The following is a 14,442-nucleotide window of genomic DNA, read 5'->3' as shown; positions in this document are numbered from 1 at the left end:
AATGCGCAAGAACGGTCCCCTCGCGCTGGCGTTCCACACGATCGTGATTCTGTTCGTGCTGGCGCCGCTCGTCATTGTCGTGCTCGTCGCATTCACGCCGGAGGAAACGCTCACGCTGCCCACGCGCGGCCTCTCGCTGCGCTGGTTCCGCGCGATTCTCAATTATCCCGACTTCATCTCGGCGTTCTTCAACAGCGTGAAGCTCGCGTTCGCATCGGCGACTTTATCGCTCGTCATTGCGTTGCCGGCGGGACTCGCGATCGGCCGCGCGCGCTTTCCCGGACGCGGCTTCCTCAACGCGCTCTTGCTTTCGCCGCTCGTGATTCCCGGCCTCGTGCTCGGCATCGCGATGCTGCGCTTCTTCGCGATGATCGGCGCGACCGGCTCGTTCGCGTGGCTCGTCCTCGCGCACATGGTCATCATCACGCCGTTCGTGATGCGGCTCGTGCTCGCGTCGGTGAGCGGCATGGACCGCAGCATCGAGCACGCGGCGGCGTCGCTGGGCGCGAGCGCGTGGACCACGTTTCGCCGCGTCACCTTGCCGATGATCCTGCCCGGCATCACCGGCGGCTGGCTGCTCGCGTTCATCAACAGTTTCGATGAACTAACGATGTCGGTCTTCGTCACATCGCCGCAAACGGTCACGCTGCCCGTTCGCATGTACATGTACGCGACCGAATCCATCGATCCGATGATGGCCTCCGTCTCCGCGCTCGTGATCTTCATCACCGCGGGCGCGATGCTGATCCTCGATCGCGTGTATGGGCTCAACCGCATTCTGATCGGCCAGCACTGACATCACATCATGAGCACCGTTACGGTCAAATCCGCGCCGCAGTTCGTCCGTCTCGCCGACAAGAAACGCGCGCGCATTCCCTTCGTTCTCGACGGCGTTCCGGCGGAAGCGCTCGCGGGCGATACGCTGCTCACCGCGATTCTCATGCAGCAGCGTCACGTGCGTCATAGCGAATTCAGCGGCCAGCCGCGCGCGGGATTCTGTCTGATCGGCGCGTGTCAGGATTGCTGGGTGCGCGATGAAAGCGGCAAGCGCATGCGCGCATGCTCGACGCGCATCGAAGCGAACATGCGCGTCGTCACGGAGGACGCGCGATGAACGGCGCGCATCGTGTGGTGATCGTCGGCGCGGGGCCAGCGGGCGTTCGCGCGGCCGAGACGCTCGCCGCGGCGGGCGTGCGTCCTGTCGTGATCGATGAAAACGCGCGCTGGGGCGGGCAGATCTATCGGCAGCCGCCCGCCGATGCCGGATTCGATCGCAGCAAATCGACGCTCTACGGCTTCGAAGCGAAGAAAGCCGAAGCCGTGCACGACACGATGGCGAAGCTGCTGCCGCAGATCGACTATCGCCCCGACACGCTCGCCTGGTCCTGCGAGCCAAACCGTCTCGACACGCTGCACGCGGGCCGCGAAGCCAGCGTGCCGTTCACGCATCTGATCATCGCGAGCGGCGCGACCGATCGCATCGTGCCGCTGCCCGGCTGGACGCGCGCGGGCGTCTACACGCTCGGCGGCGCGCAGGTCGCGCTGAAGGCGCAAGGCTGCGCGATCGGCTCGCGCGTCGTGCTCGCGGGCACCGGCCCATTGCTGTATCTCGTCGCGTATCAATACGTGAAGGCGGGCGCGCAGGTCGCGGCCGTGCTCGATACAAGCCCGCTCGCGCGTCAGGCCGCAGCCGCGCCGCGCATGCTGAATCAGCCTTCGACCTTCGCGAAAGGCCTGTATTACGTCGCATGGCTGCACGCGCGCGGCGTGCGGATCGAACGCGGGGTGACGCTCGATCGCATCGATGGCGACGATGCCGTGAGCGGCATTCGCTGGCGCACGCAGCGCGGCGATGCACGCGCGCTCGATTGCGATGCCGTCGGCATGGGCTTCGGCCTCAGGCCCGAAACGCAGCTCGCCGATCTCGCCGGTTGCAATTTTCATTTCGACGCGCTGAACCGCTGCTGGATACCCGAGCGCGATGCGGCCGGCCGCAGCTCCGTGCGCAACGTCTACCTCGCGGGCGATGGCGCGGGCATCGCCGGCGCGGACGCGGCCGAGCTCGCGGGACGGCGCGCCGCGCTCGCGCTGCTCGAAGACTTGGGCATCGCATCGAATCGACATCACGCAGCCAGACTCGAACACGAACTCGCGCGCATCGCGGCCTTTCGCGCGGGCATCGAGCACGCGTTCGCGCCGCCCGACAACACCGCGCAAAGCTGGCCGGACGATCTCGTCGTCTGCCGCTGCGAGGAAGTCACCGCGGGCACGATGCGCGCGTGCATCCGCAGCGGACTGGCCACGGAGGTCAATCGGCTCAAAGCGCTCACGCGCATCGGCATGGGCCGCTGTCAGGGCCGCATGTGCGGCGAATCCGCGATCGCGCTGCTGTGCGCCGAAACCGGCAAGCCGCCTGCCGCTGTCGGCCGCTTGCGCAGTCAGGCGCCCATCAAACCGATTCCGATCACGCCGATGCTCTACGACGACGGCGTGCAAGTGCAGCCCGAGGAAGCCCACGATGAGTGACGCGCGTCCGGGGGTGACTCATTACGATGTCGTCATCGCGGGCGGCGGGCTCGTCGGCTCGTCGGCGGCGCTCGCGCTCGCGACGAAAGGCCTGCGCGTCGCGCTCGTCGAACGGCGTTTCTGCGGCGCGCAGGCGAGCGGCGTCAACTATGGCGGCGTGCGCACGCAGGGACGCAGCGCGGAGCAACTGCCGCTCGCGGCGCGCGCGCGGCGCGTGTATGCGCGATTGCCGGAGCTGATCGGCATCGATGGCGAATTCGTCGTATCGGGTCATCTGCGGCTCGCGCGGCGCGAAGCCGATCTCGATGTGCTCGATCAATGGTCCGCGATGGCGCGCGAACACGGCGTGCAATCGCAGGTCATGCGCGGCGCGGAATTCCGCAGGCGCTATCCGTGGATCGGCCCCGCGGCGATCGGCGGCTCGCTCTGCCCGTCCGATGGTCACGCGAATCCGCGTCTCGTGTCGCCGGGCTTCGCGCATGCAGCGCGCCGCGCGGGCGCCGACGTGCGCGAGCAAACCGAGCTGACCGATATCGTCTTCGACGGCACGCGTTTTCAGATGCGCGCGGGCGACGAGCGCATCAGTTCGGACTGGCTCATCAACAGCGCGGGCGCGTGGGCGAACCGCATCGCGGGCAGCTTCGGCGAAAGCGTGCCGATGAAGGCCATCTATCCGAACATGTGGGTGACCGAGCCGCTGCCGCTTTTCATCGGCCATAGTCTCGGCGTGGTGGGCGGCGGCATCTATGCGCGGCAAGTCGAGCGCGGCAATTGCGTGATCGGCGGCGGGCGCGGACACGGCGACGGCGAGTACGCGCAGCCATCGACAGCCACGACGCGCGCCGTCATGCGCGATGCGTGCGCGCTCCTGCCCGCCTTGCGCGATGCACTGCTCATCCGCACTTGGAGCGGCGTCGAAGGCGAGACGCCCGACAGCAATCCCGTGATCGGCTTGAGCCACACGACGCCGCGTCTTCTGCACGCATTCGGTTTTTCGGGCGGCGGCTTTCTGCTCGCGCCCGGCGTCGGCGAAGTGCTCGCCGATCTCGTCACGCAAGGCGAAACCGCCACGCCGATCGAAGCGTTTTCGATCGCGCGGTTCAGCCGCATGCCTCTTTCCGCCACTCAACTGCCATAACAAGGACAATCACAATGAAGCTGTCCCGCACACTCGCTTCGCTTGCTGCGCTCGTCGCACTCGGCGTCACGTCGTCCGCGTGGTCGCAAAGCAAAACCATCTACATCGGCATGAACGGCGGGCCGATGGAAAAGGCCTATACGAGCGGCGTCCTGCCCGACTTCGAGAAGGCCAACAACGTGAAGGTGGTCGTGGTGCCGGGCACGTCGTCCGATGTGCTCGCCAAACTGCTCGCGAACCGCAACAGCCCGCAGATTCACGTCGCGTTTCTCGATGACGGCGTGATGGCTCGCGCCGTCAGCATGGGCGTGTGCCAGAAGCTCGACGATGCGCCCGTGCTCAAGGAACTTTATCCGTTCGCACGCCTGAAGGACGACATGGGCGCGGGCGTGCAGCTCGGCATGACGGGCATCGGCTATAACACGAAGCTCTTCAAGGAAAAAGGCTGGGCGCCGCCGACCTCGTGGATGGACTTCGCCGATCCGAAGTACAAGGGCAAGGTCGTGTTCCAGTCGGCATCGAGCAGCACGTTCGGCCTGCACGGATTCCTCGCGATCAATCGTCTGCTCGGCGGAAGCGAGAAGAACGTCGAGCCGGGCTTCAGCAAATGGGCGACGACGGTCGGCCCGAATGTCGTCGAATACATTCCGAACTCGGCCAAGCTCTCGGAGATGATCACGACAGGCGAAGCCGGCCTCTTCCCGCTCACGCCGACCGCCGTCGGCGATCTGAAGGACAAAGGCTTGCCGGTCGCGTATGTCGCGCCGAAGGAAGGCGCGGTGCTCTTGCTCGTGGATCTGTGCGTGGTGAAGAACAATCCCGATCCGGCGCTCGCGCAGAAGCTCGCGCAATTCCTGCTGTCCGCGCCCGCGCAGACGAAGGCGGCCGAAGCGGGCAAGCAGATTCCCACCAACTCGCAGGCGAAGATGACGCCCGAGATGGAGAAGAATCTCGGCGACCTCAATGCGCTCGTGAAGAAAGTGACCGTCGTGGACTGGGACACGATCAACGCGGATCGCGCGCAATGGGACAAGCGCTGGAATCAGCAGATCGAGAAGTGATCGGGTAATAAGCGGCGCGCCGTTTTCGAGCGGCGGGGCGAAGGCGTGCAGTTAGTCGATCAGATGAGCGAATCCGCGACGTCCTCACGCGCGCCTGCCCGAATAGCGGCACGGCGCGCGAGCTCATGCGCCTGGTCGGGGCTGAATCGCATGCCGCGCCCGGCTCACAGATCCTTCACAAGACGCAGCGCGTCATAGATCGCGGCGTGCGTGTTGCGCGCGGACACCGCATCGCCGATACGGAAAAGCTGGAAGCGTCCGTCAGGATTCGTTTGCGGCGTCTGCGGCTTGCCGTCGATGAGCTCGTCGTAATTCACCGCGCCCAGGTTCTTCGAGAGCGGCTTGAGCTCGAAGTACAGCTCGTCCATCGGAATCGTGCCGTGATTGACGACGATCTGATCGTAGCGCTGCTCCTTCGTCACGCCGCCGTAGTCGCTGCCGATCGTCGCGACGAGATCCTTGCCTTCGCGCCGCACAGATTCGAGCCGGAACGTCACCGTGAACGTCGTCGCGAGCTTTTGCAGCGAGCGCATGTAAGGCACGAGATTCATGCTCATCACTTCGGGCGAGAAGGTGCGGTCGGGCGTCATCACCTCGACCTGGCCGCCCGCCTGCGCGATGGTTTCGGCGGCCTGCAGCGCGGCGTGATCGCCGGCATCGTCGAAGATCAGCGCATTGGCGCCGGGTTTCACGTCGCCGGAAATGATGTCCCATGAAGAGACGACGAGCTCGTTGCCTTCCGTGCACACCTCCGTATGCGGCATGCCGCCGGTCGCGACGATCACCACCTCGGGATTCTCCGCGAGCACCGTATCGGCGTCCGCCCACGTATTGAACTTGAAGCGCACGCCGAGCTTCTCGCACTGCGCCATGCGCCATTCGACGATGCCGATCATCTCCTTGCGGCGCGGGTTCAACGCGGTGAGACGAATCTGGCCGCCGGGATCGTTCATCGCTTCGAGCACGACGACCTCATGGCCGCGCTCGCCCGCCACGCGCGCGGCTTCGAGACCCGCGGGCCCCGCGCCCACGATGACGATCCTGCGCTTGATCGCCGCGGGCTGGATCGTCTGCGGCATTTCGAGCTCGCGGCCCGTCGCGGCGTTATGGATGCACAGCGCCATGCCGCCCTGATAAATGCGATCGAGGCAATAGTTCGCGCCGACGCACGGACGGATATCGTCCTCCCGGCGCTCGATGATTTTGCGCACGATATGCGGATCGGTCATGTGCGCGCGCGTCATGCCGACCATGTCGATCTTGCCCGATTCGATCGCATGGCGCGCCGTGGCGACGTCCTGAATGCGCGCGGCGTGGAACGTGGGAAAGTCCGTCGCGCGCCGGATCTCGCCCGCGAAGTCGAGATGGGGGGCGCTCTTCATGCCCATGATCGGGATGACGTCGGTGAGTCCGGCGTCGGTGTCCAGATGCCCGCGCACGACGTTCAGGAAATCGACGAGCCCGCTCGTCTTCAGGCGCTTCGAGATCTCGATGCCCTCTTCCTTCGTGATGCCGCCCACGAGGGTTTCATCGGCGGTATAGCGGATGCCGAGCAGAAAGCGCTCGCCGACGCGCTCGCGCATCGCACGCAGGACATCGAACGTGAAGCGCATGCGATTCTCGAGCGAGCCGCCGTAAGGGCCTTCGAGCGTGTTCGTGAGCGGCGACCAGAACTGGTCGTTCAGATGGCCGTACGCTTCGATTTCGAGGCCGTCGAGCCCGGCGGCTTTCATGCGCTCGGCCGCGTCCGCGAAGTCGCGGACGATGCGCTCGATATCCCAGTCCTCCATCTTCTTCGGAAACGCGCGATGCGACGCCTCGCGCTTGTGCGACGGCGACACCGCGGGCAGCCAGTCGCCCTTGTCCCAGCGCGTGCGGCGGCCGAGATGGGTCACCTGGATCATCACCTTCGCGCCGTGCTCGTGACATTCGTCGACGAGATCCTTCATCCACGGCACCACTTCATCCTTGTACGCGAGGATGTTGTTGAAGACCGGCGGACTGTCCTTGGAAGTCGCGGCGGAGCCTGCCGTCATCGTCAACGCGATACCGGCCTTGGCCCGCTCGACGTGGTAAGCGCGGTAACGCTCCTTCGGCATGCCGTCCTCGGCGTAAGCCGGTTCATGCGATGTCGTCATGACCCGGTTGCGGAACGTCAGATGTTTCAGCGTGTACGGCTGCAGCAGCGGGTCCGTGGACATGGTGCCTCTTCGGAACGAGTGGGGAAGGTTGCGGCGTTGTGGACCAAGATTAGAAGCACTGTACACATGTGTCAAGTAGGAAAACAATGGTGTACAGTGGATGAACACGAACGACTGCCTGACGAGGGGAAAACCCGAAATGGACGAGACGCTGGACGTAGTGCGCGGTTCAGCCGACATGTGGCTGGAGGCGGCGTATGAAAGCCTGCTCGAAGGCGGCCTGGAGGCGGTTCGCATCCTTCCGCTGGCGAAGAAGCTGAACCTGTCGCGAACGAGTTTCTACTGGTTCTTCAAGGATCGCGAAGAACTGCTTTCCGCCCTGCTCGACCGATGGAAACAGAAGAACACGGGCAACTGGATCGAACGCACGGAAGCCTATGCGGACAGCGTGTGCGAAGCGATGTTGAACGTCTTCGATTGCTGGTTCGACGAGACGATCTTCGATTCGCGCCTCGAAGCCGCGATGCGGAGCTGGGCGCAGCAATCGCCGGACATCGCGGAGCATATGGCGCGAGACGATGCGCAACGCATCGAGGCGCTCACGGCCATGTTCGCGCGCTTCGGTTATGAGGCGCGCGCCGCGGACGTCCGCGCGCGCGTGGCGTATTTCACGCAGGCCGGCTATGTGTCGACGAAGAGCGAAGAGGACATGGGCGTCCGAATGTTGCGGATTCCGGAATATGTCGAAGTCTTCACCGGCGTGCGGCCGAAGAAGCATGAATTGCAGAGGTTTTATGCGCGGCGGAGTTTCCAGTTTCAGTAGATGATCGACGCCGATCCTTGCGTCAAATCCCCTCCGTCAGCAAATCCCGCATCGCATTGAGCGCCGCAGAAAAGTGCCCCTTGCGCCAGACCAGCAGCGTGTCGATCTGGCCGAGCGCGCCCATCGGATGGAGATCGACTTCATCGCCGAGACGCGCCAGTTCGAGCACCGAGCGCGGCGCGACCGCGACGCCCGCGCCCGCCGCCACGCACGCGACGATCGCATGATACGAACCCAGCTCCAGCACGCGCGCCGGCCTGATCTTTTGCCGCTCGTACCAGCGCATCGCGTATGAGCGGTACGCGCAGCCGCGCTCGAACGCGACCAGCGTCAGCCCGGCCGCATCGTCCGCCATCGCGGCCGGATGCCGCCCGCGCGGCGTGATCAACGCCAGCTCTTCCCTGAACACCGGCACGGATTCGAACTGCTCGGCGGGCAGCGCGTCCGGCTCGATCGGGCGCGCGATCACCGCCGCGTCGACTTCGAACGCGCGCACGCTTTCGATGAGCGCGCGCGTCACGCCCGTCGCCAGTTCCAGCGTCACCTGCGGCCAGCGCTGGTGATACGTCGCCAGCACGCGCGGCAGACGGCTCGCCGCCGTGCTTTCCATCGTGCCGAGACGCAGCCGCCCCTGCGGACGGTTCTCGCTGACCGCGTGACGCGCTTCTTCAGCGAGCGCGAGCAGACGTTCCGCGTACGGCAGCAGGGTTTCGCCCGCGGGCGTCAGCACGAGACGGCGGCCATCGCGAATGAAAAGGTCCGTGCCGAGCGTTTCCTCTAGCTGACGGATGCGCGTCGTCACGTTCGACTGCACACGATTGAGCTTGGCCGCCGCGCGCGTCACGCCGTTCTCGCGCACGACCGCCCGGAAAATCGTCAGCGCTGCAAGATCCATGATCTTTTCCGAAGATGCATCGAATCTCGATTATTCATTTTTCAAGATGATGCGGTCAAGCTACGATCGTTCCATTGCGCTTCTATCATTCCTTCATGGCTTCTCCAGCCCACGCTTCCTCGCTGCCCGCTCATCACGCGCGAAACGCCGCGCTTGCATGCGCCGTCGTGCTCGCGGTGGCGCTGGGCGTCGGGCGCTTCGCGTTCACGCCGCTCCTGCCGCTGATGCTCAAAAGCGGCGCGCTCGATATCCGGCACGGCGGCTGGCTCGCATCGGCGAATTACGCTGGCTATCTGATCGGCGCGCTGTCGTGCGCGGCGATCCGCGTCGATCACGCGCGCATGGTGCGCCTCGCGCTGGCATCGACGATCGTTCTGACGCTCGCGATGGGCGTCGTCCATCTTTTCTGGCTGTGGGCCGCGATCCGCTTCGCGGCGGGCGTCGTGAGCGCGTGGGCCTTCGTGTTCGCATCGCAATGGGGTTTGCGACGGCTCGCGGAACTCGACGCGCATGGCTTAGGCGGCGTGATCTACGCGGGGCCGGGCGTGGGCATCGTCGCGACCGGCCTGCTGGGCGCCGTCGCCGCCGCGCTCGACGTGCCCGCGCCATCGGTGTGGATCGGCTTCGCGCTGTGCTCGGGCGTGGCGGGCATCATCGTATGGAAGGCGTTCGCACGCCAGGCACCGGCGGCGCATGGCCGTGCGCGCGTGGCCGACAGCGCGGCACCCGTCTCGACGCGCGTCGATTCCATCGGTCTCGTCGGCCTCTACAGTCTCGCGGGATTCGGCTACATCATCACTGCGACGTTTCTGCCCGTGATCGCGCGGCAGGCGCTGCCGGGCTCGCCGTGGCCCGATCTGTTCTGGCCGGCGTTCGGCCTCGCGCTGATCGCGGGCGCGCTGGTCGCGGCGCGGCTGCCGCTGTCGTGGGACAACCGGCTGCTGTCGGCGGCGTGCTACGTCATTCAGGCGCTCGGCATCTGTCTTGGCATCGTGTTTCCGACCGCGCCCGGCTTCGGGCTCGGCAGCCTGCTGCTCGGCTTGCCGTTCACCGCCATCACCCTGTTCGCGATGCGCGAAGCACGCCGTTTGCGCGGCGAGGCCGCCGCCGGTCTGATGGGTTACGCGACGGCGGCCTATGGCCTCGGGCAGATCGTCGGACCATTGGTCGCGGCGCCGATCGCGGAGCACACCGGATCGTTCTCCATCGCGTTATGGATCGCCGTGGCGGCGCTCGCGCTGGGCGCGGCGGGACTGGCCTGGCTCGGCATGCGCGGCACACTGCATGCTGCAAAGCGCGCATGAACCTTCCCTTCCATACGGTCGGCCACTCGACCCGCACGATCGAAGAACTGGCGACGTTGCTGAAGGCGGCGGCGGTCGGCGTGGTCGTCGATATCCGCACCGTGCCGAAATCCCGAACGAATCCGCAATTCAACGCGGATACGTTGCCCGCGAGCCTCGAAGCTCATCGGATCGGATACGAGCGCATCAAGGAACTCGGCGGGCTTCGCGCCAAGTCGAAAGACATCGCTCCCGATGTGAACGGCTTCTGGGAGAACCAGAGCTTTCACAATTACGCGGACTACGCGCTATCGGCTTCCTTTCGCGAAGGCCTTGCACGGCTGATCGAGCTGGGACGCACAACACGCTGCGCCGTGATGTGCTCGGAGGCGGTCTGGTGGCGCTGTCACAGGCGCATCGTCGCGGACTATCTGCTTGCCCGCGGCGAGACCGTGTTTCATCTCATGGGCGATGACCGCATCGAAGAAGCGCATCTGACGCAAGGCGCGTCCGTCCTGTCTCCCGACGCCGTTCACTATCCATAACAGGATCGTCCTATCCGCGTGATGGCGTGCGTGTCAAAGTAAGCGGCATTCTCTGACGTGGAGCATGCCGTGTCCCCCGCCGAAACATCCACTCTTCTGTATCGCCCCTTCACCGCCGACGATATCCCCGCGGCGCACGCGTTATCGGTCGAAGTCAAATGGCCGCATCGCGCCGACGACTGGCGCTTCGTCCACGATGCCGGCGAGGGCTTCGTCGCGCAGGACGGCGACCGTGTCGTCGGCACCGCGCTCTTCTGGACGTTCGGCGAGAACGGCGGATCGCTCGGCATGGTGATCGTCGCGCCGGACTGCCAGGGCAAGGGCATCGGCCGCACGCTGATGGAACTGCTGCTCGAAGCGCTCGGCGAACGCATTACCGTGCTGCACGCGACGCCCGCCGGCGAGCCGCTGTACGCCAAGCTCGGCTTCACGCGCATCGGTGCGATACATCAGCATCAATCCGCCGATTTCACCGTGCCGCGCATCGACTTGCAGCGCGGCGAGCACATTCGAACAATCGAGCCGCGCGACACCGACACGCTCGTCGCCCTCGCCTCGCGCGCGAGCGGATTCGACAGAAGCGTATTGCTCCCTTCGCTGCTGAACGTCGCGCAAGGCGTCGTGCTCGAACGCGATGGCGAAGCGCTGGGCTTCGCGCTCATCCGTGAATTCGGGCGCGGCCATGCGATCGGCCCGGTGGTATCGCTCACGGACGATGGACAGCACGTGCGCCGCGCGCAAGCGCTCATCGCGCACTGGCTCGGGCGCAACGAAGGCAGGTTCACGCGCATCGACACGCCGGACGAAAGCGGTCTCGCGGACTGGCTCGAACGTATCGGGCTGAAGCGCGTCGATACGGTCATCAAGATGGCTCGCAACGGCACGCCATCGCGCGATGCATCCGTCGCGCAATTCGCGATCATCAATCAGGCGCTCGGCTAAGCCCATGACGATCCTCTATAAAGCCAATCTCGAACGCGGCAGGCAGTGGGCGCAGCTCTTCGCGCAAAAAGCGCCGGACGTGCCGTTCCGCTTATGGCCCGAGATCGGCGATCCCGCCGCCGTGCGCTATCTCGCCGCGTGGGAGCCGCCCGCCGATGTCACGCAAGCCTTTCCCAATCTCGAAGTGATCTTCTCGACGGGCGCGGGCATCGATCAGTTCGATCTCTCGGGCGTGCCGCCGCATATCGCCGTGGTGCGGATGACGGAGCCGGGCATCGTCGAAGGCATGGTCGAATACGTGACGCAGTCAGTGCTCACGATTCATCGCGATCTCTTCGATTACGCCGCGCTGCAACGCGAAGGCGTGTGGCGCGAAATGCCCGTGCGCGCCGCATCGACACGGCGCGTCGGCGTGCTCGGCCTAGGCATGCTCGGCACCGCCGTGCTGAAGACGCTGAACCTCTTCGGCTTTCGTTGCGCGGGCTGGAGCCGCTTTGCGCACGAGATAGAAGGCGTCGAATGTTTTGCGGGCGCCGATTCGTTCGATGCCTTTCTCGCCCGCACCGATATCCTCGTGTGCCTGTTGCCGCTCACGGACGCAACGCGCGGTCTCATCGACAAGCGCGTATTCGACAAGCTGCCGAAAGGCGCATCGTTCATCAACGTCGGCCGCGGCCCGCACGTCGTTCAGCAGGATTTGCTCGACGCGTTGAATAGCGGCCACCTCCATGCCGCGATTCTCGATGTCACCGATCCCGAACCCTTGCCGCGCGAGCATGCTTTCTGGACACATCCGCGCGTCCGCCTGACGCCGCATATCGCGAGCGCGACGCGTCCGGAAACCGCCGTCGACGTCGTGCTGGATAACCTGCGCCGCCATCGCGCGGGCCTGCCGCTGATCGGCGCGATCGACCGTGCGCGCGGGTATTGAAAGGGCGCAGCACAAAATGCTGCGCACGCCCCGAAAAAAGCGCATTTGCTTTCTTTGACGATTCTTTTGGCGATGCGCGCATTAGGGCTTCGCGGCTAGTATGAAACGGTCAAGAGCCATTCCGCCCCCTTCGCGAAGAGAGAGAGAGCCGCATCATGCCGAACCAATCGCTTGTCGAGTCCGACCGCAAACATCTGATCCACCCCGTCGTCAGCTATCGCGCGCACGAGGCGCGTGGCGTCACCGTGCTCGATTCCGCCGATGGCGTGTTCCTGCGCGATATCGAAGGCAAGGAACTGCTCGACGCGTTCTCGGGCCTGTGGTGCGTGAACACGGGTTATGGCCACGCGAGCATCGTCGAGGCCGCCGCGAAGCAGATGGCGAAGCTGCCCTACGCGACGGGCTATTTCCACTTCGGCTCCGAGCCCGCGATCGAACTGGCCGCGAAGCTCGCCGAACTCGCGCCCGCATCGCTGCAACACGTGTACTTCACGCTCGGCGGCTCGGATGCCGTCGATTCGGCGCTGCGCTTCATCACGCACTACTACAACGCGACCGGCCGTCCGTCGAAGAAGCATTTCATCGCGCTGCAACGCGGCTATCACGGCTCGTCGTCGATCGGCGCGGGGCTGACCGCGTTGCCCGCGTTCCATCGCAACTTCGATCTGCCGCTGCCGACGCAGCATCACATTCCGTCGCCGTATGCGTATCGCAACGATTACGCCGATGACGCCGCGCTGATCGCGGCATCGGTGCAAGCGCTCGAAGCAAAGGTCGCGGAACTCGGCGCGGACAAGGTCGCGGCCTTCTTCTGCGAGCCGATTCAAGGCTCGGGCGGCGTGATCGTGCCGCCCGCAGGCTGGTTGAAGGCGATGCGCGAAGCATGCCGCAAGCTCGACATTCTCTTCGTCGCCGATGAAGTCATCACGGGCTTCGGCCGCACCGGTCCCTTGTTCGCGTGCGAAGGCGAAGGCGTCGAGCCGGATCTGATGACGGTCGCCAAGGGCCTGACCGCGGGCTATGCGCCGATGGGCGCGGTCCTCATGTCCGATGCGGTCTATCAGGGCATCAAGGACGGCGGCGACGCGTCCGCTCCCGTCGGGCACGGCCACACGTACTCGGCGCATCCGGTGAGCGCGGCCATCGGCCTCGAAGTCATGCGGCTCTATCACGAAGGCGGCCTGCTCGCGAACGGCCAGGCGCAGGCGCCGCGTTTCGCGCAAGGGCTCGATGCGCTGCTCGCGCATCCGCTGGTCGGCGATTCGCGTCATCGCGGCTTGCTCGGCGCGCTCGAACTCGTCGCCGATAAAGACAGCAAGCGCGGCTTCGATGCAGCGCTGAAACTGCCGGATCGCATCGCCGCCGCCGCGTATGGCAACGGCCTCGTGTTTCGCGCTTTCGGCGATAACATTCTCGGCTTCGCGCCAGCGCTCTGCTATACCGAAGCCAACTTCGACATGCTGTTCGAGCGCCTCACGAAAACGCTCGACGATGTCCTCGCGCAAAGCGAGGTGCGCGACGCATTGAAGGGCGGATCGGGCTTCAGTTCGCGCGCGGCTGCGTGATAACATCGACCGACCGCCGACATGCGAGACCAATCCCGCCGCGATGAGCAACGACAGCAAGCTGGACCGAATCGATCTGCGTATCCTCTCGCAATTGCAGAAGCGCGGGCGCATCACCAACGTGGAGCTCGCCGATGCGGTCGGTCTGTCGCCCAGCCCTTGCCTGATTCGCGTGAAGCGGCTGGAAAAGGCGGGTTATATAGTAGGTTATGGCGCGCAGATTCAGCTCGAAAAGCTCGGCGACGTGCAGGTGGTCTTTACGGAAGTCACGCTAGCGGATCATCGCCGCGAGGACTTCATCAACTTCGTGAATGCCGTGAAGGATGTCGACGAGATCGTCGAATGTCATCTGGCGAGCGGCGGTTACGACTATCTGCTCAAGTTCGTCACGCGCAGCGTGAGTCACTATCAAAGCATCATCGAAGGGTTGCTGGAGCGCGGTATCGGCATCGAGAAGTACTTCAGCTACGTCATCATCAAGACGTCGTTCGTGAAGACGCATTACCCGCTCGAAACGCTCTTCTCGCAGAACCATCACTGAGGCGCCCGCCTCTAACCTGTTTTGTTCGAATGCACGCTCGCGCTTTTTTGC

General features: G+C 65.0%; 14 protein-coding genes. 12 read left to right on the top strand and 2 right to left on the bottom strand.

The genetic code is table 11. The features are described from left to right. Nucleotide 1 precedes the first annotated feature (1 nt). The 5 genes from AWB75_RS17205 to AWB75_RS17185 are packed head-to-tail and all read left to right on the top strand — an operon-like array spanning nt 2 to nt 4,725. Nucleotides 2–796, top strand: a complete 795-nt coding sequence (locus tag AWB75_RS17205) for an ABC transporter permease (RefSeq protein WP_061125298.1) — start codon at nt 2–4, stop codon at nt 794–796. Nucleotides 797–805: 9 nt separating this feature from the next. Continuing rightward, nucleotides 806–1,114 carry a (2Fe-2S)-binding protein gene (locus AWB75_RS17200; protein WP_061125297.1) on the top strand — a complete coding sequence of 103 codons (309 nt, stop codon included), beginning with the start codon at nt 806–808 and terminating at the stop codon, nt 1,112–1,114. After that, nucleotides 1,111–2,526: an FAD/NAD(P)-dependent oxidoreductase gene (locus tag AWB75_RS17195; RefSeq protein ID WP_061125296.1), complete on the top strand. Its 1,416-nt coding sequence runs from the start codon at nt 1,111–1,113 to the stop codon at nt 2,524–2,526. Before AWB75_RS17200 ends, AWB75_RS17195 begins: the two co-directional genes overlap by 4 nt. Further along, the gene (locus tag AWB75_RS17190; RefSeq protein WP_061125295.1) at nt 2,519–3,664 is read left to right on the top strand and encodes an NAD(P)/FAD-dependent oxidoreductase; all 1,146 of its coding nucleotides are present in this window, start codon (nt 2,519–2,521) and stop codon (nt 3,662–3,664) included. The genes AWB75_RS17195 and AWB75_RS17190 overlap by 8 nt, the downstream gene beginning before the upstream one ends. Nucleotides 3,665–3,678: 14 nt before the next feature. Beyond that, nucleotides 3,679–4,725, top strand: a complete 1,047-nt coding sequence (locus tag AWB75_RS17185) for an ABC transporter substrate-binding protein (protein WP_061125294.1) — start codon at nt 3,679–3,681, stop codon at nt 4,723–4,725. Between the two features lie 164 nt (nt 4,726–4,889). Here the strand turns inward: AWB75_RS17185 and AWB75_RS17180 are convergent, their stop codons facing one another. Beyond that, nucleotides 4,890–6,926: an NADH:flavin oxidoreductase gene (locus AWB75_RS17180; RefSeq protein ID WP_061125293.1), complete on the bottom strand. Its 2,037-nt coding sequence runs from the start codon at nt 6,924–6,926 to the stop codon at nt 4,890–4,892. A 100-nt stretch (nt 6,927–7,026) separates the two neighbouring features. Between AWB75_RS17180 and AWB75_RS17175 the strand changes: the two genes are divergently transcribed. Next, entirely contained in the window at nt 7,027–7,689 is a 663-nt protein-coding gene (locus tag AWB75_RS17175; RefSeq protein ID WP_235012138.1) for a TetR/AcrR family transcriptional regulator, read from the top strand. A gap of 22 nt (nt 7,690–7,711) precedes the next feature. Here AWB75_RS17175 and AWB75_RS17170 read toward each other — a convergent pair whose 3' ends face one another. Then, entirely contained in the window at nt 7,712–8,584 is an 873-nt protein-coding gene (locus AWB75_RS17170; RefSeq protein WP_061125292.1) for a LysR substrate-binding domain-containing protein, read from the bottom strand. A 95-nt stretch (nt 8,585–8,679) separates the two neighbouring features. Here AWB75_RS17170 and AWB75_RS17165 point away from each other — a divergent pair, with 95 nt between their 5' ends. The 6 genes from AWB75_RS17165 to AWB75_RS17140 all read left to right on the top strand — a co-directional run bounded on the left by AWB75_RS17165 (nt 8,680) and on the right by AWB75_RS17140 (nt 14,391). After that, the gene (locus tag AWB75_RS17165) at nt 8,680–9,888 is read left to right on the top strand and encodes a YbfB/YjiJ family MFS transporter (RefSeq protein ID WP_061125357.1); all 1,209 of its coding nucleotides are present in this window, start codon (nt 8,680–8,682) and stop codon (nt 9,886–9,888) included. Then, complete coding sequence (locus tag AWB75_RS17160; protein WP_061125291.1) at nt 9,885–10,412, top strand: DUF488 domain-containing protein; 528 nt, start codon at nt 9,885–9,887, stop codon at nt 10,410–10,412. The genes AWB75_RS17165 and AWB75_RS17160 overlap by 4 nt, the downstream gene beginning before the upstream one ends. 69 nt (nt 10,413–10,481) lie before the next feature. Continuing rightward, the gene (locus tag AWB75_RS17155; RefSeq protein WP_087086669.1) at nt 10,482–11,354 is read left to right on the top strand and encodes a GNAT family N-acetyltransferase; all 873 of its coding nucleotides are present in this window, start codon (nt 10,482–10,484) and stop codon (nt 11,352–11,354) included. A 4-nt stretch (nt 11,355–11,358) separates the two neighbouring features. Beyond that, nucleotides 11,359–12,285, top strand: a complete 927-nt coding sequence (locus AWB75_RS17150; protein ID WP_061125289.1) for a 2-hydroxyacid dehydrogenase — start codon at nt 11,359–11,361, stop codon at nt 12,283–12,285. A gap of 155 nt (nt 12,286–12,440) precedes the next feature. Further along, nucleotides 12,441–13,850 (top strand): aspartate aminotransferase family protein, encoded by a 1,410-nt coding sequence (locus tag AWB75_RS17145; protein ID WP_061125288.1) that lies wholly within the window; start codon nt 12,441–12,443, stop codon nt 13,848–13,850. A 43-nt stretch (nt 13,851–13,893) separates the two neighbouring features. Continuing rightward, nucleotides 13,894–14,391, top strand: a complete 498-nt coding sequence (locus tag AWB75_RS17140; protein WP_061125287.1) for an Lrp/AsnC family transcriptional regulator — start codon at nt 13,894–13,896, stop codon at nt 14,389–14,391. Nucleotides 14,392–14,442 lie beyond the last annotated feature (51 nt).

Source organism: Caballeronia catudaia, from assembly GCF_001544755.2.
Taxonomy (GTDB): Bacteria; Pseudomonadota; Gammaproteobacteria; order Burkholderiales; family Burkholderiaceae; genus Caballeronia; species Caballeronia catudaia.
This window is presented reverse-complemented; position numbering and strand designations above follow the sequence as displayed.